Consider the following 19,101-nt stretch of genomic DNA (forward strand, 5'->3'; position numbering starts at 1 on the left):
GTGACCTGGGATCCCGATCAGTACGGCCGGTTCGAGGCGCTGCGCCGCCGGCCGGCGCACGACCTGGTGAACGCCCTGCCGCCGCTGCGGCCCCGCCGCGTCGTCGACCTCGGCTGCGGCGCCGGGCAGCTGGCGCGGGCGCTGGCGGAGCGCTGGCCGGACGCGGCGGTGACCGGCGTCGACGGGTCGCCGGAGATGCTGGCGCGCGCCGCCGCGACCCGCTCGCCGGTGGCCTGGGTCGAGGCCGACCTGCGCGACTGGCGGCCGGACGCGCCGGTCGACCTTCTGATCTCCAACGCCGCGCTGCACTGGCTGGACGACCACGCCCGCCTGTTCCCCCGGCTGATGGCCGGGGTGGCGCCGGGCGGCGCACTGGCGGTGCAGATGCCGCGCAACTTCGACGCGCCGTCCCACACCCTGCTCCACGACACGGCGTGCCACGGCCCCTGGGCCGACCGGCTGGCGCCCGTGCTGCGCCCCGCCCCGGTGCACCCGCCGGCCGTCTACTTCGACCTGCTGGGCCGGCTCGCCCGGCGCGTCGACGTGTGGGAGACCGAGTACCTGCAGCCCCTGGAGGGCGAGCGGCCGGTGCTGGAATGGACCCGGGGCACCGCGCTGCTGCCCGTGATGGACGCCCTGGCCGACGAGGCCGAGCGGGCCGCCTTCCTCGCGGCCTATCAGGCGCGGCTGGCGCAGGCCTACCCGCGGCGCGGCGACGGCATCACCCTGTTCCCGTTCCGCCGCCTGTTCATCGTCGCCCAACCCTGACCGCCCCCGGGGGCGCGATCACAACGGCCGGCGCGCCCGCAGCGCCGCCGTCAGCGTGCCGTCGTCGAGGTAGTCCAGTTCGCCGCCCACCGGCACGCCGTGGGCGAGGCGCGACACCGCCACGTCGGCGCCGGCCAGGCGGTCGATGACGACATGGGCGGTGGTCTGGCCGTCGACGGTGGCGTTCAGGGCCAGGATCACCTCGCGCACCTCGGGCCGGGAGGCGCGCTCGGCCAGGCCGGCGATGGCCAGGTCGTCCGGCCCGACGCCCTGCAGCGCCGACAGGGTGCCGCCCAGCACGTGGTAGACGCCGGAGAAGGCGCGCGAGCGTTCGAGCGCCCAGAGGTCGCCCGGGTCCTCGACGACGCAGATGATCGAGCGGTCGCGCTGCGGATCGGCGCACACGGTGCAGGGGTCGCGGGTGTCCAGGTTGCCGCAGACGCTGCAGGTGCACACCGCCTCGGCCGCCACCGCCATCGCCTCGGACAGCGGGATCAGCAGCCCGTCGCGGCGTTTCAGGAGCAGCAGCGCCGCGCGCCGCGCCGACCGCGGCCCCAGCCCCGGCAGCCGTGCCAGGAGCTGGATCAGCCGCTCGATTTCGGGTCCGACCATGGGTGGGATGTTCTCGGAGGGACGGTGCCCCCTCGCCCGCGCCGGACGAGGGGGCCGGCGGTCAGAACGGCAGCTTCATGCCGGGCGGCAGCTTCAACCCGCCCATCAGCTTGTTGGTCTCCTCCGCCGCCATGGCCTCGGCCTTGGTCTTGGCGTCGTTGAAGGCCGCAACGATCAGGTCTTCCAGCATCTCCGTGTCCTCCGGATCGACGATGGTCTTGTCGAGCTTGACCTTCTTCATGTCGCCCTTGCCGTTGACGGTGACGCTGACCATGCCGGCCCCGGCCTGCCCGGACACCTCGATGTCGGCCAGCTTCTGCTGCATTTCCTGCATCTTGGCCTGCATCTGCTGGGCCTGCTTCATCATCTGGCCGATGTTCTTCATGGCTTAGTACTCTCCTTCGTCATCGAGCGGGTAGAAGACCGCCTCGTCGTCCTGGGTGAGATCGTCATCGCCGCCGGCTTCCGCAACCGCGGGCACGACGGCCTCCGCCGCGGCCTCCGCCGCGACCGTCGCGGCGAGGTCGCGGATGTCGGCGATGCGGGCGCCGGGAAAGGCGTCGAGCACGGCGCGGACCAGCGGGTTGGCCTCGGCCTCGGCCTGGGCGCGCTGGCGGGATTCCTGATCCTGGTCGGCCAGCGTCGGCTGGCCGGCGGCGTCGCTGACCACCACGACCCAGCGCGCCCCCGTCCATTCGCTGAGCAGCTGCCCGACCCGGTTGGCGAGGTTCGCCGGGGCCGCCGGGCGCGGGCGCAGAACCAGTCGCCCCGGCTCCATCCGCACCACATGGACGGCGCCGTAGAGGTGGCCGTAGAGCGTGCCCTCGCGGTGATCGGCGAAGAGCTGGACCAGGGCGCGGAAGTCGCGCGGCATCGCCGCGCGCCCGTCGTTGGGAACCGGCTCGGGGGCGCGCGCCGCGGGCTCCGGCGCGCGCGACACGGCGTGGGCCGCCGCCCCGGCCACCCCCCCGGATGCGGAGCCGGATGCGGGGCCGGCGACAGCCGCCATCGTGCGGGCACCACCGCCCAGCGCGACGGGGCCACCGCCGCCCGCCGGCCCGCTCTGCGGTGCCCCGGACGGGCCAGCCGGCCCACCTCTGGACCCGCCACCGCCGCCGGGCCCACCACCGGGGCCGCCGGACGCGGCCGCGTTCTGCATCTGCCGCACCAGTTCGCCCGGGGTCGGCAGATCGGCGGCGTAGGCGAGGCGGACGATCACCATCTCCAGCGCCTGCTGCGGCACCGGGGCCATCTGCACCTCGCCCAATCCCTTGAGCAGGAGCTGCCAGGCGCGGGTCAGCGCCGGCATGCCGAGCCGCCCGGCCAGCGCGCCGCCACGGGTGCGCTCGGCCTCGGGCAAGGACGGATCGGCGGCGGTGGCCGGGACCACCTTCAGCCGGGTCAGGCTGTGGACGAGGTCGAGCAGGTCCTGCAGGATCACCACGGGGTCCGCGCCGACCCGGTGCAGGTCGGCCAGGATGTCCAGCGCGTCGGCCGGCCGGCCGGTCAGGGCGGTCTCGAACAGGTCGATGATCCGCTCGCGGTCGGCCAGGCCCAGCATGTCGCGGACCTGCACCATGGTGACGGCGCCGCTGCCCAGGGCGATCGCCTGGTCCAGCAGCGACAGCCCGTCGCGCACCGACCCGTCGGCGGCCCGCGCGATCAGGGCCGCGGCGTCGGGCTCGATGGTGGCGCCCTCGGCGGCGGTGACGCGGGTGAAATGGTCCTTCAGCACCTGCCCGTCGACGCGGCGCAGGTCGAAGCGCTGGCACCGCGACAGCACCGTCACCGGGACCTTGCGGATCTCGGTGGTGGCGAAGACGAACTTCACGTGGCTCGGCGGCTCCTCCAGCGTCTTCAGGAGCGCGTTGAACGCGCTCTTGGAGAGCATGTGGACCTCGTCGACGATGTAGAGCTTGTAGCGCGCGGCCACCGGGGCGTAGCGCACGCCGTCGATGATCTCGCGCATGTCGTCGACGCCGGTGTGGGAGGCCGCGTCCATTTCGATGACGTCGACGTGGCGGTCCTCGGCGATGGCGCGGCAGCTGTCGCACACGCCGCACGGCTCCACCGTCGGCCCGCCGGTGCCGTCGGGGCCGGTGCAGTTCAGGGCGCGGGCGATGATGCGCGCCGTGGTCGTCTTGCCGACCCCGCGCACGCCGGTCAGCATGAAGGCCTGGGCGATGCGCCCGGACGCCACCGCGTTGGTCAGGGTGCGCACCAGCGCGTCCTGGCCGATCAGCTCCTTGAACGAGGTCGGACGGTACTTGCGGGCCAGCACCCGGTAGTCCATGCCCGCGCCGCGCCGGCGACCGGCGGCGGTGTCCTGCGGGCTGGCCTCGGGCGGCGGGGCGACGCTGTCGGCGACGGTCTGGTCGGTCACGCGGGCATATCCGGAACTGCGGCGGGTCGACGGCGCGCAGCATAGCGGCACCGGTCGGCGCTGTCGCGTGTTCCGTCGGGCGGAAGGGACTGGCGGGGAGAGGATGGGGTGGGTGGCTGGACGAACGACCCGAGCCTGAACTCGTTGCGGCTGCTTCCTTCCGGACCTGACCGGGTTGGCGAGGGACCCGTCCGTCGCCAACCACCCGACCCCAATATCGACACCCCGGCCGGGCATTGCAAGGCGAAACGTCCGTCCGGCGTCGCCCCGGGCCTAGCGGATGGTGTCGTTGTGCAGCACCATCTCGACGGCGAGCTGGGCGGCGGCGAGGTCTTCCAGCGCCGTGCCGACCGACTTGAAGAGGGTGATCTGATCGTAGAAGCGCCGTCCCGCCCGTTCGCCGCGGGTCAGGTCGAACAGGTCGCCGGCGATGTCGTCGGGGCGCAGCACCCCGGATTTGAGGGGCTGGGCGATGTCGCCGGCCTCCGTGCAGGCGCCCTCGCGGGTGTCGACGAAGATGCGGGCCCGGCGGATGCAGTCGTCGTCGGCCTCCCGCATCTCCGGGGTGAAGCCGCCGACCAGGTCCAGGTGCTGGCCCGGCTGCAGCCAGTCGCCCTTGATCAGCGGCTCCCGGGCCAGGGTGGCGCAGGACACCACATGGGCGCCCCGCACCGCCCCCTCCAGGTCGTCGGTCGCCTCGACCCGGAACTTGGGCCGATGGAAGCGGGCGACCACGCGCCGGGCCTTGTCGGGGTCGCGGCCCCACACCAGCACGTGGCGCAGCGGCAGGACCTTGGCGTGGGCCTCGATCAGCTCCGGGGCCAGGGCGCCGGTGCCGACCACCAGCAGGCGGTCGGAATCCGGCCGCGCGAGGTAGGACGCGGCCAGCGCCGAGGCGGCGGCGGTGCGCCGCTTGGTCAGGGCGGCGCCGTCGATCAGCGCCTGCGGCACGCCGGTCTTGCCGTCCATCAGAAGGTAGACGCCCTGCACCGCGGGCAGGTCCTGGGCGGCGTTGTCGGGAAACACGGTGACCACCTTGATGCCGATGTTGCGGCCGGTCTGCCAGGCCGGCATCAGCAGCAGGGTCGCGTCGCGCTCGCCGTAGGTCGGCACCGTGTGGTGATGGCGCAGCGGCACCTCGACACCGGCGCGGAAGGTCTGCCGGAGCCGTTCGATGAGCATGCGGATGTCGAGCACGGTGCGCAGTTCGGCGCCGGTCACGGTGCGCATGGGACCCCTCCCTGGTCGGCGCCGGCCCGTCGCGGACCGGCCGCCGGTCGGTGGGGCGCCGGGACGGCCAGCCGGCCGGGCGCCCTCACAGCGGCGTCACATCAGTGGACGGTGGGCTGCGCCGCGGTGGCCGGCGCCGGCAGGGCGGCGGCGCCCGGCGCCGTGGCGGTGGCCGTGGCGGTGGCCGTGCGCGGCTGGCCCGACACGGGCTGCGTCAGTTCGGCGACCCGCTTCTCCGCCGCGGCCAGACGGGCCTGGGCCTCCCGCAGGTCACGCTCGAGATAGTGCGCCCGATCGGTCTGGACGCGCGCCTTGCGGCGATTGCGCCCCTGTCCCGCCCAGGCGATGGCGCCGCCGGCCAGGAAGCCGACCACCAGAGCCACCAGGGTCGCCAGGTACAGCGGCGCCTCCAGCGAGAAGGGGGTCGGCCACAGGGTGAAGACGACCGTCTCCCGGTTGGAGACGGCGAACAGCACGGCGATGATGGCGATCGGAACGGTGACGATCCAGGTGAGATGGCGCACGGGGGTGTCCTTGCCAGTTCGTCCGGGCCGGCCGCGGCCGCGCGGTCGGCCGGTGTGCGGTCGGTCGGTGCGGTCAGTCGGTGCGGTCAGTCGGTGTTGAGTCGCTCGCGCAGCTGCTTGCCGGTCTTGAAGAAGGGCACGTATTTCTCGCCCACATCGACGGACTCGCCGGTGCGCGGGTTGCGCCCGGTGCGGGCGTCGCGCCGCTTTACGGAAAACGCGCCGAAGCCGCGAAGTTCCACCCGGTCGCCACGGGACAGCGCATCGCCGATCTCGTCGAAGATGGTGCCCACGATCTTTTCGATGTCACGCTGGTAGAGGTGCGGATTGCGTTCCGCGAGCCTCTGGATCAACTCGGACTTGGTCATGGCGGCCGGGATCCCCCCTCGAGTCGGCACGGGTTGCATCCGTGCGCTTGGCGGAATCGTGCCAAAAAGCGGCGGCCGCCGTCAAGTCGGCCATGCGTTAACCCGTTCAGCAGAAACCGCTTTCCCGCCACGCCCCGGAGCGGGCGGGCGGGATGGCGGCCCGTGGCGTCACTGGGGCAGCGGCGGCGGGTTGTCGTTCAGGGAACGCAGGTAGGCGATGACGTTCGCCCGGTCCTGGTCCTTCTTGATGCCGGCGAAGGTCATCTTGGTGCCCGGCGCGAACGCCTTCGGGCTGTAGAGGAAGTGGTTCAGCGCCTCGTAGTCCCACGTGCCGCCATGGCCGGCCAGCGCGTCGGAGTAGCTGAAGCCGGCGGCGTGGTGGCCGATCTCGGTGCCGACGACGCCGTAGAGGTTCGGGCCGACCTTGTTGGCGCCGCCGCTCTCGAAGCTGTGGCAGGCGGCGCAGGCCTTGACGCCCTTCTCGCCGGCGGCCGGATCGGCGGCGGCGAGCAGCGGCGCGATCGGCGCCGGGCCGGCGGGCTCCTCGGCGGCGGCCGGTGCGTCACCGCCATCGATGGGTGCCACGGCGAAGGCCGGCTCCTCCAGTTCGTGCGGGTGCACGAGGACTCGCGACACGAAGCCGGTCAGCATGGCGATGAGCCCGGCCAGCAGCACCGCGCCGAAAATCTTGTTGAACTCCATCCCCGTCATCTCAGCCTCTATCCCTTCAGATTTTTTGTCACGGTCCCTCGACGGTGCGGCACATTAGCCCGCCGCGCCGGGCTTGTCATCCGCCGACGGAACCGCTTCCACCACGCGGATGAGGGTGCCGCCGCGAGGGTTGACGTACGGCGGCGTTCCGTGGTTCACCCCGGCCCGCACTCCCGGCCACGATGGACGCGTTCCGCCATGAGCACCGAGTTCCCGCCGGCCTCCGCCCCGACCCATCCGCCCGCCCCCGCGGCCCCGCCCGCCAACCCCATCGTGGTGATCCCCGCGCGCATGGCATCGACCCGCCTGCCCGGCAAGCCGCTGGCGGACATCTGCGGCGAGCCGATGATCGTCCATGTCTGGCGGCGCGCCATGGAGGCCGAGATCGGGCCGGTGATCGTGGCGGCCGGCGAGCCGGAGATCGCCCGTGCGATCGAGGCGGCGGGCGGCCGCGCCGTGCTGACCCGGACCGACCATCCCTCCGGCTCCGACCGCATCTTCGAGGCGGTGTCGCTGATCGACCCCGACGGCCGGTACGACGCGGTGGTCAACGTCCAGGGCGATCTGCCGACGATCGAGCCGGCGGTGGTCCGCGCCGCCTTCGCCGCGCTGTCCGACCCCGGGGTCGACATCGCCACCCTGGCGGTGGCCATCACCCGCCAGGAGGAGCGCACCGACCCCAACGTGGTGAAGGCGGTGATCGAGCTGCCGGACTTCTCCAGCCGCGGCCGCGCCGTCTACTTCACCCGCGCCACCGCGCCGTGGGGGGACGGGCCGCTGTACCACCACATCGGCCTCTACGCCTACCGCCGCAGCGCGCTCGACCGCTTCGTGGCGCTGCCGCCGTCGGCGCTGGAGCAGCGCGAGAAGCTGGAGCAGCTGCGGGCGCTGGCCTTCGGCATGCGCATCGACGTGGCGGTCGTTGACGCCCTTCCGCTGGGTGTCGATACTCCCGACGACCTGGACCGCGCCCGCGCGCTCCTCGCCCGCCGCGCCCAGTCCTAGGGCCGGTCCCCAAGAGGTTCACCGCCGTGACGCCCAACGCCAACGTGATCGCCTTCCAGGGCCAGCCCGGGGCCTATTCCGACCTGTCCTGCCGCTCCGTCCACCCGGAGATGGCGACCCTGCCCTGCCCGACCTTCGAGGACGCCTTCGCGGCGGTGCGGGACGGGCGGGCGCGGCTGGCGATGATCCCGGTGGAGAATTCGGTCGCCGGCCGCGTCGCCGACAACCACTATCTCCTGCCCCAGGGCGGCCTGCACATCATCGGCGAGCATTTCCAGCGGGTGAACCACCAGCTTCTGGCCCCGCCCGGCGCCACGCTGGAGACGGTCCGGACGGTGCGCAGCCACATCCAGGCCCTGTCCCAGTGCCGCACCCTGACCCGCAGCCTCGGGCTGAGCGAGATCCAGCACGCCGACACCGCCGGGGCGGCGGCCGAGGTGGCCAAGCTGGGCGACCCGCGCCACGCCGCCATCGCCTCGGAGCTGGCGGCGGAAACCTACGGCCTCAGCATCCTCAAGAGCGGCATCGAGGACGCCGAGCACAACACCACCCGCTTCCTGGTGATGGCGCGCGAGCCGGTGGTCCCGCCGGTCGACGCCGGGCCGACCGTGACCACCTTCGTGTTCCGCGTGCGCAGCGTTCCCGCCGCGCTCTACAAGGCGTTGGGCGGTTTCGCCACCAACGGGGTCAACATGACCAAGCTGGAGAGCTACATGGTCGGCGGGCGCTTCACCGCCGCCCAGTTCTACGCCGACGTCGAGGGCCACCCCGAGGAGCGGCCGCTGCGCCTCGCGCTGGAGGAGCTGAATTTCTTCGCCCGTGAGGTGAAGATCCTCGGCGTCTACCCGGCGAACCCCTTCCGCTACCAGGAAAGCCAAAGAACCGGCGACGACTGACGCCGCGCAACACCGCGCGTCTGGCCGCGGCAAAGGGTCGCGCCGCCGTCGAATCAAGAGTTTGTCAACAGCGGACGGCGGCAGTCCGCGGTGGATTCATGCTATCCTCTGGAGACTCCCGAAGAGCCTGGCGTCAAGGGCCCGTTTCCCATTGGATGGAGGTTGCGATGCTGACCTACGAGGACTGCATCGGTCTCTCCGACCTCGCGAAGGACGAAGTCGCCGAGATCGCGGCGCACGAACGGCTCCCCTACATGACGGCGCTGGAAAAGGGGGCGGCGCTGATGCAACAGCCCTGGGGCGACGCCGCCGTCCGGCAGATGGTGTGGGACAACCTGTGCCTGGCCACCCGGCACCAGAACCTGGACCGCGCCCGGGATCTCACCCTGGTCTACCGGATGACCTGCCAACGCCACCCCAGCCCGTGCGACCGCCGCCAGTCGCCGGTGCGCGCGACGCACCCGATCTGGCGCCGCTGACGGTCCCGGCCGGCCCCCGTCACTCGGTCCCCGTCACTCGGCGCCGGCCACCCAGTCGTCGATCAGGCGGCGGGCGATGGAATCGGTGCGCGGGGGCCGGAAGGCGGGGTCGTCGGGCGGGGTGTCGCGCAGCCGCGCCCGGTCGACCCACAGGGCCTCCTCGATCTCGTCCTCCTGAACCACGAGGGCGTCGTCCACCGCCCGTGCGGTGAACCCGATCATGAGCTGGGAGGGGAACGGCCAGGGCTGGGACGAGTGGTAGCGGACATCGGTCACGGTGAGGCCGACCTCCTCCAGGACCTCGCGCGCCACCGCCTCCTCCAGGCTCTCGCCCGGTTCGACGAAGCCGGCCAGCACCGAATACATGCCCGGCGCGAAGCGCGCGGAGCGGTGTAGCACGCAGCGGTCGGCGCCGTCGTGCACCAGCATGATCACCGCGGGGTCGGTGCGGGGGAAATGGCTGGTGGCGCAGGCGCCGTCGCTGCACACCCGGACGTGGCCGGCCTCGCCGCCGGCCGCCGGCGCGCCGCACACCCCGCAGAACCGGTGGCGCGCGTTCCACCAGACGAGCCCGCGGGCGTAGGCGGCGAGGGCGGCATTCCCCGACGCCATCACCGGACCGACCGACCGCAGGTCGACGAAGCGCGCGCCCTCGGCCACGGCGGCGGCCACCGCGGGGTGGCGCTCCGGCTCGTCCAGCGCGGACAGGTCGACGGCGAACAGGGCGGCGCCGTCGGCCGCCAGCCCCAGCAGCACCGGGTCCGCCGCGACGTCCCACAGCGCCGCCGCCGGCAGCGTCACCGTGTGGGGTGCCTCCTCCGGTCCGCCGGCCAGGGTGCGGGCACGCCACACCGGCACCACGCGCGTCGCGGGTGCCGCCCGGGCGTCGGCCAGCCAGGCCGGATCCTTGCGCCGGTGGGCCGCGCGGTCCAGGGGAACGCCGGCGTAGATGTTGGGCGGGGCGAGTGTGGGCACGTCGGCGCGGGGGCGGGTCTGCATGGCATCCTTGGTGCCACACTCGCGGCCGCCGGGCAAACGCCCGCCGCGCCGGGCTGCCTTGCCGGCGCGCCGCGGCGCGGCGAACCGCCCGTCTTTCCCGTTTGCGCCGGCGCCGGCCCCGTCTAGGATGCGCCGTCGCCCCCCGGACGGCGGAGCCGCCCCATGACCGAGACCTGTCCTGCCCACCTCGTGGCCCTGGCCCAGCGCCTCGCCGATTCCAGCGCGGCGGTGGTGCGCCGCTATTTCCGCACCCCCGTGACGGTGGACGACAAGGACGACCGCTCGCCGGTCACCGTCGCCGACCGCGAGGCGGAGCGGATCGTCCGCGCCATCCTGGAGGCCCAGCGCCCCGGCGACGGCATCGTCGGCGAGGAGCACGGCACCCGCAACGCGGACGCCGAGTATGTCTGGGTCATCGACCCGATCGACGGCACCAAATCGTTCATCGTCGGGCGGCCCATCTTCGGCACGCTGATCGCCCTGCTGCGCAACGGCGTGCCGATCCTGGGCATCATCGACCAGCCGATCGTCGGCGACCGCTGGGTCGGTGTCGCCGGGCGGCCGACCACCCTCAACGGCCAGCCGGCCCGGGCGCGGCCCTGCGCCGGCGGCCTGGCGGCGGCCATGCTGGGCACCACCGGCCCCGACCTGTTCCCCGGCGGCGCGGCGGCCGGGTTCCGGCGCGTGGCCGACGCCGCGAAGGCCGCGGTCTACGGTGGCGACTGCTACACCTACGGCCTGCTGGCCTCGGGCTACTACGACCTGGTCGTCGAGGCCGGGCTGAAACTCTACGACTTCGCGGCGCTGGTGCCGGTGGTGGTCGGCGCCGGCGGGCTGATGACCGATTGGGAGGGCCGCCCGCTCGACCACCACTCCGACGGCCGCGTGGTCGCCGCCGGCGACCCGCGCACCCACCGCGAGGCGCTGGCCGCGCTCGCCGGCTGAGCCGGCGCCTGCGCGAGGCCGGCCCCGCGGTCGCGACACGTCCCGGTCCCGAAACGAGATGGCCCACCCCATGCCCAGCGTTCCCCTGACGCCGCCCGCCCATCCCATCCTCGACACCCTGTCGCCCAAGCTGCGCCAGCTCCTGGGCGCGATGGCCGGGCAGGTGTCGGCCGGCGCCAACTGGATGGTGCGCAAGAAGACGCTGTGCGATCTGCTGCTGGGCCTCGACGCCTTCTTCGCCATGTCGCCCGATGAGCGCCGCGCCGCGACCGGCCGGCCCGGGGCGGAGGGCGATCTCGCGGCGGACGGGGCGGAGGATCCGATGGCGGACGGCACCGCCGCCGCCCCGGCCGAGCCGTTCGCCGGCCTGCTGCCGACCTATGTCGGCGCCATCCTCGAGGCGCTGGCCGAACAACGGGTTGCCAGCGCCGAACAGGCGGCCATCTATCTTTTGTCGATCCAGCCGGAGCATGTCCGCACCGCCGAGGCCTGGATGCAGACCGACCCCAAGCACGAGAAGGCGGTCCGCCGCATCATGCGCAACGACCGCCGCTACGCGGCCCTGATGACGCGCCTGTCGGAACACGACGCCCGGGCGTCCGCCGCTCGCCACCGCCACGAGCCAGGAGGTCCCCGATGACGGCCATCGTCAAACCGGAATCCCCCATCTACGACACCGCGCCCGAGGATTTGAAGCCGGTGCTCGCCACCCTCGCCGAGGCGCTGGCCGACGAGCCGGACTGGGCGCTGCGCAAGGAATCCCTGCTCGACGTGCTGATGGCGGTCGACGGCATGACGGCGCTGTCGCCGGACCAGCAGGCCGATCTGGCGCGGGTCATGGAGGAGGTCGAAAGCGGGACGATCGACGAGGCCGAGGCCGAGCGCGCCCTGGCCGAGATGGACGCCCGCCGTGAGGCCGAGGCCCGCGCCGCGGCCGGCGCCGGGCCGGACGACGACGAGGCGAGCCCGCCGCCCGACCTGCTGCCGATGTTCATCGGCGCCATCCTGGAGCGGCTCGACGAGCCGCGCATCGAGTGCGCCGAGCAGGCCGGATTCTACCTCCTGTCGGTGCAGCCCGAGCACGTCGAGGCGGCCGAGACGTGGCTGCAGCGGGCGCCCGAGAACATGGACGCGTTGCGCGCCGTGCTCGACGGCGACGGCGCCTACGCCACCCTCTTCGACCTCCTGCTCGGCAGCCCGGACGGCGACGGCGAGGCGGTGGACAAGGACCTGCCCGAGGCCGCCAACGACGACCGCCCCGGCGGCGGGGCGGACGCGTGAGGACGACGGCGATCCGCGCCCCCGCGCGCCCCGTCTATCCGGAGCTGGCGCCCGAGCTGCGCGAGCAGGTGGACAGGATGGCCGAGCGGGTCTCGGCCGGTGTCAACTGGAAGGTGCGCAAGAAGACCCTTCTCGACATCCTGGTGACGCTGGGGGCGCTGGCCGCCCTGCCCAGGGAGACCCGGGAGGCGATGTTCCGCCGCCTCGAGGCGGAGCAGGGGCGCCCGCCCGCCCCCGGGGAGGACGCCGGGGAGGACGCCGGGGAGGACGGCCCGCCGGAGAAGCCGGAGACGCTGGTGCTGCTGTACACCGGGGCCATTCTGGAGCGGCTGGACGAACCCGCCATCGCCAGCGCCGAGCAGGCCGCCATGTACTCCCTCTCGATCCATCCCGAACACGGCGAGTCGGTGTTGGAGTGGATGAAGGCCGATCTCTACAACGCCCGCGCCCTGAAGCGGCTGCTGCGTGCCGACCGCCGCTTCCGCACCCTCCAGCGCGCCATCGACGCCGCCGTGGGGCACGACCCCGGCGGCGACCCCGGTGGCGGCGACCCGGGTGGTGGCGGTGCGGACGGCACGCCGGCGCGGTGAGGCCGCGCCGCCCGGGTCACGCCTCGCGGTCGGCCCAGCTCTGCAGCGCGCGCAGACGGGGCGTCTTCTTGGTCTGATGCTCGGCCATGCGGCCCAGCATGCGGTGCAGGGCCGCCACCGCCTCGGCCAGGTAGGGTCCCTTGTTCAGCATCACGCACTCGGCGCGCGCGGCCATCGCCGCGTCGGTCATCTCGCCGCGCGACGGCAGCCCCTTCTTCACGAGCCCCTCGAGCACCTGGGTCGCCCAGATCACCGGGACATGGGCGGCCTCGCACAGCCACAGCAGCTCCTCCTGCATCTCCGCCAGGCGCTCGAAGCCGAGCTCCACCGCCAGGTCGCCGCGGGCGATCATGACGCCGAAGGGCTGATGCCCCATGCCGCGCACGATCAGGTCGGGCAGGTTGCGCACGGCCAGCGGCGTCTCGATCTTGGCGATCAGCCCGAGGCGGCGCCAGTCGGGGCGGCGGCGCGCCAGCTCCTCCTGCAGGCGGGCGATGTCGGCGGCCCGCTGGACGAAGCTGTAGCCGACGAGGTCGGCGTTGGCGGCGACGAAGTCGAGGTCCTCCAGATCCTTGTCGGTCAGCGGGTCGAGGGGCAGCGGCGTGTCCGGCAGGTTCAGCCCCTTGTCGACCGCCAGCCTGGCGCCCTTCGGCCCGGTCCGCTCGACCGCCAGCCAGGCGCCCTCCGGCCCGACCCCGGCGACCACGCCCGCGAGCTTGCCGTCGTCGAGGAAGACGCGGTGCCCCGGCCGGAGCTGCCCGACCACCTCGGGCTGGGCGAAGGTGGTCCAGGCGACCGCCGCCGCCACGGCGGCGTCAGGCGGCCGCTCGGCCAGCAGCAGCCGGTCGCCGGCCTTGAGGCGCCGCCGCCCCTCGGGCAGGCCGACGGCGGCGGTGCGCAGCTTGGGGCCACCGAGGTCCATCAGCACCCGCAGCCGCCGGCCCGCCGCCGACTCCGCGGCGCGCAGATTGGCGATCATCGCCGCCCAGGCCGCCGCGTCGTCGTGGGCGCAGTTGATTCGCACCGCGTCGGCGCCGCTGTCGACCAGCCGGTGCAGCAGGGCCGGATCGCCGGCCGCCTCCGACGGCAGGGTGACCAGCACCCGGCCGCCGCCGGCGCGCGTCGGGCCCAGCAGCGCAGCGGCGTGCAGCGCCAGCAGCCGCTCGCCCCGGAAGAAGGCGCGCGGGCCGGGAAAGGCGGCGCCGGCGTCCCCCGCCATGCGGGACAGCGCGGCGATCACGGCGTCGAGGTTGGCCACCACGCGGCCCTCCAGACGGCCTAGGGACGACAGGCCGAGCGGCATCAGCGCGGTCTGCAGGCCGCGCAGGTCGCGCCGGCGCAGCGCCAGATACTGGGCCAGGTTCAGCAGCGACGGCCCGGCCTCGCGGCGGTCCACCTGCGGCGCCCAGCGGGCGTAGCGGCCGCGCCCCTCGGCGTCGACCGCGGCGCGGAGCGCGCGCAGGCGTGTCAGAATCTCGTCCGGCTGCGGCGCCGGGCTCGGCGATGTCATGGCGGTTCTCCCCAGAGGCGGCGTCCTCGATGCCCGAAAGCCTGATCGGTGGAGACGCGTGATCGGCGGAAACGCTTGATCGGCGGAAACGCTTGATCGGGAGACGGGCGGGGCAATCTATCGGGGATGCCCAGATCCTACCACGGTGCGGTCCCCCTGCCCATGCGACGCTTCCTCCCGACGCTCCTCATCGCCCTCTCCGTCCTGGCCGCCCCGGCGCTGGCGCAGACCACCACCAGCCACGCGCTGCGCCAGTTCGGCGAACCCGAGTTCGGGCCGGACTTCACCCATTTCCCGCACGTCGACCCCGATGCCCCCAAGGGCGGGTCCATCGTCGTCGGCTCCAACTTTCCGGCCAGCTTCGACAGCCTCAACACGGTGATCCTGCGTGGCATTCCGCCGCGCCAGATGGGGCTGATCTACGACACGCTGATGACCGGGTCGGGCTGGGAGCTGGACGCCGCCTACGGCCTGCTGGCCGAGAGCGTCGAGGTGCCCGACGACAAGAGCTGGGCCCTGTTCACCCTGCGCCCCGAGGCGCGCTGGCACGACGGGACGCCGGTCACGGCGGGCGACGTGGTGTTCGCCTGGGACTCCATCCAGGCCCATGGATCGCCGTTCCTGAAATCCTTCCTCGACAAGATCGGCGCGGTCGAGGCGGTCGACGACCACCGGCTGCGGATCGCCCTGGCCAGCCGGGACGAGGTGAAGCCGATCATCGACTTCGCCACCACCGTCGGGCCGCTGCCGCGGCACTGGTGGACGGCCGAGGGGCGCGACATCGCCAAGACCACGCTGGAGGCACCGCTCGGCTCCGGCCCCTACCGCATCACCGCGGTCGATCCCGGCCGCTCGCTGACCTTCACCCGGGTCGCCGACTACTGGGGCCGCGACCTGGCGGTCAACCGCGGTCAGTACAACTTCGACACGGTGACGGTCGATTTCTACCGCGACGACGACGTCATGTTCGAGGCGTTCAAGGCCGGGGCCTACGACGTGCGCATGGAGAACCGGGCGCAGCGCTGGACCACCGGCTACGACTTCCCCGCCATGCAGGACGGGCGGGTGGTGCGCCGGGCGATCCCCCGCGACCTGCCGCTGGGCGCCCAGGCCTTCCGCTTCAACACCCGGCGCCCCACCTTCGCCGACCCGCGGGTGCGCGAGGCGTTCGGCTATCTCTTCGACTTCGAATGGATCCAGAAGACCATCCTGTACGGCCAATACTCCCGCACCACCTCCAACTTCCCCAATTCCGACTACGGCGCCCGCGGCCTGCCGGGACCGGGCGAGCTGGCGCTGCTGGAGCCGCACCGCGACGCGGTGCCGCCACGCCTCTTCACCGCCCCCTACCAGCCGCCGCAGACCGACGGCTCCGGCCGCTCGCGCGACAACCTGCGCGCCGCCTTCCGCCTGTTCAAGGCGGCGGGCTGGGAGCTGCGGGACGGGCGCCTGCTGAACGCCGCAACCGGGCAGCAGATGGCCGTGGAGTTCCTCGACGCCGGCGGCGGCATGGCCCGGGTCGTCCAGCCCTACATCGAGGCCCTGCGCAAGGCCGGCGTCGACGCCCAGCTGCGCATCATCGACACCGCCCAGTACCAGCGCCGCACCGACGATTTCGACTTCGACGTGGTGATCACCAACTTCGCCTTCCCGAGCCCGCCGGGCACCGAGCTGCGCAACTATTTCGGCTCCGCCGCGGCGCGGACCCCCGGCTCGGCCAACCTGGCGGGCATCCAGGACCCGGTGGTGGACGCCCTGATCGAGCGGGTCGTTGCGGCCAAGAGCCGCGACGACCTGCTGGCGGCCACCCGGGCGCTCGACCGCGTGCTGCTGTGGGGCCAGTACATGGTGCCGCACTGGTACAACGACGAGAACTGGGTGGCGATGTGGGACAAGTTCGGCACGCCGGACACCGATGCCCCCTACGACGACAGCCTGCGTGTCCTCTACTTCTCGCCGGCGTGGTGGGCGAAGTCGGCGGCGTGACGGCGGCCGGTCCGGGGGGGGCCGGCGAAACCGGCTTAGAGTCCGTTTGACAACCCTATCTGTGGCAGACTCGCCGGAGTAGCAGGCTCGCCATAGCGAGTTGAATCATGCCGCCGGAGACGTCGATCCTGGCTTCGTAGTCGCGGACAAGACGTCGCCAGCGGGTCATCCATCCGAAGGTCCGCTCGACCAACCACCGCCGCGGCACGACCTTGAAGCCTGGTTCGGTATCGGTTCGCCGGACCACCTCGATGGTAAAGTCGAGAAAGGCGGCCTTGTCCAAGAGCTTTTTGCGGTCATAGGCGCTGTCGGCGAAGAGGTGCTTCATCCACGGCCAGCGCTGACGCATTGCGTCGAGGATCTTCTGGGCTCCGGCGGAGTCGGAGATGTCGGCGGTGGTCAGGTTCATCATCAACAGGCGGCCATCGGTGTCCACCGCGATGTGCCGCTTGCGCCCTTTGATCTTCTTGCCGGCATCGTAGCCGCGCTCCTTGCCTGCGGGTGCCTTCACCGACTGGCTGTCCACAACTCCCGCGGTTGGGCTCGCTTTACGGCCGGCACGTTCACGGTCGATCATCAACACCACGTCGTGGATCGTCTGGAACAGCAAGCGCCGAAGGAGACGTCGAAACCACCAATACACCGTCTGCCACGGCGGGAAGTCCTTTGGTAACAGCCGCCAGCCACAGCCCGTCCGAGCCAAATAGCGCAGCGCATTCAAGATTTCCCGCAGGTCGACCGCCCTCGGGCGCCCCGTGCGCGCCTGCTTCGGCATCAGCGGTTCTATCATTGACCATTCCTCATCGGTCAGGTCCGTCAGATACCGCTTCGTCTTCTTCTCGATCTTGGCCATCCGGCCGCGCGTCGCTTCCGTCCACATAGGAAGGTTGAATCATAACACGCCGCCGGTGCCAATCGTTTTCAAACGGTCTCTGAGCACCCTGACGAACTGGTGTTCACGCTGCTGAAGAACGGCTTCGCCGAGAAGTGCTATGATGGCGCGGCCTTCTTCCATGATGCGCACCCGGTCGGGGACGGGACCGTCAGTAACGTTCAGGATGGTGGCGGCCCCCCATGGTTCCTGCTGGATTGCAGCCGGGTCATGAAGCCCCTGCTGTTCCAGGAACGCATGCCCTACAAGTTCGGCCGTCGAGATGACGAATCCGATTACAACGTCTTCTTCCAGGACACCTACATCTATGGCGTCCGAGCGCGCGTCAACGCCGGCTTCGGCCTTTGGCAACTCGCGTTCGCTTCGAAGGCCCCGCTGACCGCGGAAAACTATGAAGCTGCCCGGCAGGCGATGACTGCGCTGAAGGGGGATGCGGGGCGTCCGTTGAACATCAAGCCGGACACCCTCGCGGTGCCCACGGCGTTGGAAGGGGACGCGATGCGTCTTCTGAACAACGGGGTTCGCATCGTCAGCGTCGGAGATCCGCCGCAGCATGTCGCTGTCACCAACGAATGGTCAGGGACCGCGCAGCCCATCGTGACGGCTTGGCTGAACGCTTGATCTGCGCGCGCCACGAAGCCGTCCATTGCGACCGGACGGCTTCGTGCCTACTGTCCAACCTTGGAAGCCGGGCGACACGGTGAACCTTCCAGCCGTAGCACGGCGGGCGACCGTCGGAGCGTCATGTGGGGGAACTGGAAGTCCCCACCCCGGTTTCCACTTTGCACGCGACCGGCGTTCTCATCCCACATGATCCCGGAATATCCGGCTTCATCCCGCTTCCCAGCGCAGAATAATCCCTGCCAGTGCAGAACAATGATAGCCCTTTCATTAGCCGCAGATGCGGCTCGCCACCACGGTCTCCCGGGTGAGGTCGATCAGATCCTCCAGGGCCGACGAGATGCGCCGCTTGAAGTGGTGGATGGCCACCAGGTTGGAGCGGTCCTCCTCGCCTTCGATCGGCAGGTAGACGGCGCGGTGGCCGCTCGGCAGCATGAAGTTCAGCAGGGAGTAGCCGAAGCCGTTCGACACCAGGCTGCGCACCATGTCGGCCGAGGTGACGCGGTGCGCGATGGTGGGCTGGAGACCCAGCGAGCCGAAGACCGACAGGAAATAGTCGCGGGTGCGCGGGATGTCCAACAGGATGAAGGGCTCGTGGGCCAGCGCGGCGAGGTCGATCGGCCCTTCGGCCAGCCGGTGACCCTGCGGCAGCACGCACAGCGCCGGCGTCTTGTGCAGGACGGTGTTGCGCAGGGTGGGCGTGCTCTCGAAGTCGAGGGCGATCACCAGGTCGAGGTTGCCGTCCTTGAGGCGCTGCATGAGCGGCCCGTACTCGCCCGTCGACCACTTGATCTCCACGTCGGGGTGGCGTTCGGCGAAGCCGCGGATCAGCGGCGGCAAGATGGCCGGGCCGATGTCGCCGAGGCAGCCGACGAAGATCGGGCGCTTCTGGTGGGGCTGCGCCCGCATCCGGGCCGACTCGATCTCGTGCACGCGCTCGACGATGTCGCGCACCTCCAGCAGCAGCTGCCGCCCCTCCTTCGTCAGGACGAGGCCGCGCGCGTGCCGCCTGATGAACAACTGCTCTCCGAGCACACTTTCCAGGCAGGATATCGCGCCGGAGATGGCCGGTGGTGAAACGTTGAGCTCCTCTGCCGCGCGGATCGCGCTTTCATGCTTGGCGGCCGAGGCAAAGTAGACCATCTGCCGCAAGGTGATCCGGGGTATGGTGCCCTTGACCGTTTCCATCAACTTCGAGTTGCTGTCAGGGCGCGCCGGGGACGGTGACAACATGGCCGATGTTCCTGATGCGACGGACCGGGCGAAGCGCCGCGGCTCCCGGCTCCAGCAAGTTTCGTGCC

The 19,101-nt window shown here is 72.0% G+C and carries 20 protein-coding genes, 1 other RNA gene and 1 pseudogene; 10 read left to right on the forward strand and 12 right to left on the reverse strand.

Going from position 1 to position 19,101, the window contains the following annotated elements; translation table 11 throughout:
* Positions 1–768: a methyltransferase domain-containing protein gene (locus tag AC6H2I_RS12500; RefSeq protein ID WP_497500968.1), complete on the forward strand. Its 768-nt coding sequence runs from the start codon at positions 1–3 to the stop codon at positions 766–768.
* A gap of 18 nt (positions 769–786) precedes the next feature.
* Here the strand turns inward: AC6H2I_RS12500 and recR are convergent, their stop codons facing one another.
* The 8 genes from recR to AC6H2I_RS12540 all read right to left on the reverse strand — a co-directional run bounded on the left by recR (position 787) and on the right by AC6H2I_RS12540 (position 6,596).
* The gene (recR, locus tag AC6H2I_RS12505; RefSeq protein WP_497500969.1) at positions 787–1,380 is read right to left on the reverse strand and encodes a recombination mediator RecR; all 594 of its coding nucleotides are present in this window, start codon (positions 1,378–1,380) and stop codon (positions 787–789) included.
* 61 nt (positions 1,381–1,441) lie between these two features.
* Positions 1,442–1,765, reverse strand: coding sequence for a YbaB/EbfC family nucleoid-associated protein (locus AC6H2I_RS12510; protein WP_497500970.1), 324 nt, complete (start codon positions 1,763–1,765; stop codon positions 1,442–1,444).
* A gap of 3 nt (positions 1,766–1,768) precedes the next feature.
* On the reverse strand, positions 1,769–3,763 hold the full coding sequence (locus AC6H2I_RS12515; protein WP_497500971.1) for a DNA polymerase III subunit gamma/tau: 1,995 nt from the start codon (positions 3,761–3,763) through the stop codon (positions 1,769–1,771).
* A gap of 108 nt (positions 3,764–3,871) precedes the next feature.
* Positions 3,872–3,969: signal recognition particle sRNA small type (gene ffs, locus AC6H2I_RS12520), an RNA gene on the reverse strand.
* Positions 3,970–4,036: 67 nt separating this feature from the next.
* Positions 4,037–4,993, reverse strand: coding sequence for a bifunctional Delta(1)-pyrroline-2-carboxylate/Delta(1)-piperideine-2-carboxylate reductase (gene lhpI, locus AC6H2I_RS12525; RefSeq protein WP_497500972.1), 957 nt, complete (start codon positions 4,991–4,993; stop codon positions 4,037–4,039).
* A gap of 101 nt (positions 4,994–5,094) precedes the next feature.
* Positions 5,095–5,517 carry a lipopolysaccharide assembly protein LapA domain-containing protein gene (locus tag AC6H2I_RS12530; protein ID WP_497500973.1) on the reverse strand — a complete coding sequence of 141 codons (423 nt, stop codon included), beginning with the start codon at positions 5,515–5,517 and terminating at the stop codon, positions 5,095–5,097.
* Positions 5,518–5,603: 86 nt separating this feature from the next.
* A complete protein-coding gene (gene ihfB / locus AC6H2I_RS12535) occupies positions 5,604–5,885 on the reverse strand; it encodes an integration host factor subunit beta (protein WP_497500974.1) in 282 nt (93 codons plus the stop codon).
* A 168-nt stretch (positions 5,886–6,053) separates the two neighbouring features.
* Positions 6,054–6,596, reverse strand: coding sequence for a c-type cytochrome (locus AC6H2I_RS12540; RefSeq protein WP_497500975.1), 543 nt, complete (start codon positions 6,594–6,596; stop codon positions 6,054–6,056).
* Between the two features lie 198 nt (positions 6,597–6,794).
* On the opposite strand from AC6H2I_RS12540, the gene AC6H2I_RS12545 reads away from it, so the two are divergent.
* The 3 genes from AC6H2I_RS12545 to AC6H2I_RS12555 all read left to right on the forward strand — a co-directional run bounded on the left by AC6H2I_RS12545 (position 6,795) and on the right by AC6H2I_RS12555 (position 8,976).
* Entirely contained in the window at positions 6,795–7,601 is an 807-nt protein-coding gene (locus AC6H2I_RS12545) for a 3-deoxy-manno-octulosonate cytidylyltransferase (protein WP_497500976.1), read from the forward strand.
* Positions 7,602–7,627: 26 nt separating this feature from the next.
* Entirely contained in the window at positions 7,628–8,497 is an 870-nt protein-coding gene (locus tag AC6H2I_RS12550; protein ID WP_497500977.1) for a prephenate dehydratase, read from the forward strand.
* Positions 8,498–8,664: 167 nt separating this feature from the next.
* A complete protein-coding gene (locus AC6H2I_RS12555) occupies positions 8,665–8,976 on the forward strand; it encodes a hypothetical protein (RefSeq protein WP_497500978.1) in 312 nt (103 codons plus the stop codon).
* 33 nt (positions 8,977–9,009) lie between these two features.
* On the opposite strand, the gene nudC is transcribed toward AC6H2I_RS12555, so the two are convergent.
* Positions 9,010–9,975 (reverse strand): NAD(+) diphosphatase, encoded by a 966-nt coding sequence (gene nudC, locus AC6H2I_RS12560; protein ID WP_497500980.1) that lies wholly within the window; start codon positions 9,973–9,975, stop codon positions 9,010–9,012.
* A 162-nt stretch (positions 9,976–10,137) separates the two neighbouring features.
* Between nudC and hisN the strand changes: the two genes are divergently transcribed.
* From hisN to AC6H2I_RS12580, 4 genes are all read left to right on the forward strand, one after another.
* A complete protein-coding gene (gene hisN, locus AC6H2I_RS12565) occupies positions 10,138–10,920 on the forward strand; it encodes a histidinol-phosphatase (RefSeq protein WP_497500981.1) in 783 nt (260 codons plus the stop codon).
* Positions 10,921–10,990: 70 nt separating this feature from the next.
* A complete protein-coding gene (locus tag AC6H2I_RS12570) occupies positions 10,991–11,560 on the forward strand; it encodes a hypothetical protein (protein ID WP_497500982.1) in 570 nt (189 codons plus the stop codon).
* Entirely contained in the window at positions 11,557–12,201 is a 645-nt protein-coding gene (locus AC6H2I_RS12575; protein WP_497500983.1) for a hypothetical protein, read from the forward strand. Before AC6H2I_RS12570 ends, AC6H2I_RS12575 begins: the two co-directional genes overlap by 4 nt.
* Complete coding sequence (locus AC6H2I_RS12580) at positions 12,198–12,791, forward strand: hypothetical protein (protein WP_497500984.1); 594 nt, start codon at positions 12,198–12,200, stop codon at positions 12,789–12,791. Before AC6H2I_RS12575 ends, AC6H2I_RS12580 begins: the two co-directional genes overlap by 4 nt.
* Positions 12,792–12,807: 16 nt before the next feature.
* Here the strand turns inward: AC6H2I_RS12580 and AC6H2I_RS12585 are convergent, their stop codons facing one another.
* On the reverse strand, positions 12,808–14,301 hold the full coding sequence (locus tag AC6H2I_RS12585) for a pyruvate kinase (RefSeq protein WP_497500985.1): 1,494 nt from the start codon (positions 14,299–14,301) through the stop codon (positions 12,808–12,810).
* A gap of 162 nt (positions 14,302–14,463) precedes the next feature.
* Here AC6H2I_RS12585 and AC6H2I_RS12590 point away from each other — a divergent pair, with 162 nt between their 5' ends.
* A complete protein-coding gene (locus tag AC6H2I_RS12590) occupies positions 14,464–16,287 on the forward strand; it encodes an extracellular solute-binding protein (RefSeq protein ID WP_497500986.1) in 1,824 nt (607 codons plus the stop codon).
* Between the two features lie 55 nt (positions 16,288–16,342).
* On the opposite strand, the gene AC6H2I_RS12595 is transcribed toward AC6H2I_RS12590, so the two are convergent.
* Positions 16,343–17,167 carry an IS5 family transposase gene (locus AC6H2I_RS12595; protein ID WP_497500987.1) on the reverse strand — a complete coding sequence of 275 codons (825 nt, stop codon included), beginning with the start codon at positions 17,165–17,167 and terminating at the stop codon, positions 16,343–16,345.
* Positions 17,168–17,221: 54 nt separating this feature from the next.
* Here AC6H2I_RS12595 and AC6H2I_RS12600 point away from each other — a divergent pair.
* Positions 17,222–17,800 (forward strand): annotated as a pseudogene (locus AC6H2I_RS12600) (Mu-like prophage major head subunit gpT family protein); the annotation flags it as partial.
* 270 nt (positions 17,801–18,070) lie between these two features.
* Here AC6H2I_RS12600 and AC6H2I_RS12605 read toward each other — a convergent pair.
* Positions 18,071–19,033 (reverse strand): LysR substrate-binding domain-containing protein, encoded by a 963-nt coding sequence (locus tag AC6H2I_RS12605; RefSeq protein WP_497500988.1) that lies wholly within the window; start codon positions 19,031–19,033, stop codon positions 18,071–18,073.
* Between the last annotated feature and the right edge of the window lie 68 nt (positions 19,034–19,101).

It is taken from the genome of Azospirillum sp. NS33 (genome assembly GCF_059703765.1).

What these genes read in the sequence shown, in the direction of transcription:
- AC6H2I_RS12555 (WP_497500978.1), top strand. Translation starts at nt 8,665, where the DNA reads ATGCTGACCTACGAGGACTGCATCGGTCTCTCCGACCTCGCGAAGGAC.
- AC6H2I_RS12595 (WP_497500987.1), bottom strand. Translation starts at nt 17,167, where the DNA reads ATGTGGACGGAAGCGACGCGCGGCCGGATGGCCAAGATCGAGAAGAAG.
- AC6H2I_RS12540 (WP_497500975.1), bottom strand. Translation starts at nt 6,596, where the DNA reads ATGACGGGGATGGAGTTCAACAAGATTTTCGGCGCGGTGCTGCTGGCC.
- AC6H2I_RS12590 (WP_497500986.1), top strand. Translation starts at nt 14,464, where the DNA reads ATGCGACGCTTCCTCCCGACGCTCCTCATCGCCCTCTCCGTCCTGGCC.
- AC6H2I_RS12605 (WP_497500988.1), bottom strand. Translation starts at nt 19,033, where the DNA reads ATGTTGTCACCGTCCCCGGCGCGCCCTGACAGCAACTCGAAGTTGATG.
- AC6H2I_RS12570 (WP_497500982.1), top strand. Translation starts at nt 10,991, where the DNA reads ATGCCCAGCGTTCCCCTGACGCCGCCCGCCCATCCCATCCTCGACACC.
- AC6H2I_RS12545 (WP_497500976.1), top strand. Translation starts at nt 6,795, where the DNA reads ATGAGCACCGAGTTCCCGCCGGCCTCCGCCCCGACCCATCCGCCCGCC.
- ihfB (WP_497500974.1), bottom strand. Translation starts at nt 5,885, where the DNA reads ATGACCAAGTCCGAGTTGATCCAGAGGCTCGCGGAACGCAATCCGCAC.
- AC6H2I_RS12585 (WP_497500985.1), bottom strand. Translation starts at nt 14,301, where the DNA reads ATGACATCGCCGAGCCCGGCGCCGCAGCCGGACGAGATTCTGACACGC.
- AC6H2I_RS12575 (WP_497500983.1), top strand. Translation starts at nt 11,557, where the DNA reads ATGACGGCCATCGTCAAACCGGAATCCCCCATCTACGACACCGCGCCC.
- nudC (WP_497500980.1), bottom strand. Translation starts at nt 9,975, where the DNA reads ATGCAGACCCGCCCCCGCGCCGACGTGCCCACACTCGCCCCGCCCAAC.
- recR (WP_497500969.1), bottom strand. Translation starts at nt 1,380, where the DNA reads ATGGTCGGACCCGAAATCGAGCGGCTGATCCAGCTCCTGGCACGGCTG.
- AC6H2I_RS12510 (WP_497500970.1), bottom strand. Translation starts at nt 1,765, where the DNA reads ATGAAGAACATCGGCCAGATGATGAAGCAGGCCCAGCAGATGCAGGCC.
- hisN (WP_497500981.1), top strand. Translation starts at nt 10,138, where the DNA reads ATGACCGAGACCTGTCCTGCCCACCTCGTGGCCCTGGCCCAGCGCCTC.
- lhpI (WP_497500972.1), bottom strand. Translation starts at nt 4,993, where the DNA reads ATGCGCACCGTGACCGGCGCCGAACTGCGCACCGTGCTCGACATCCGC.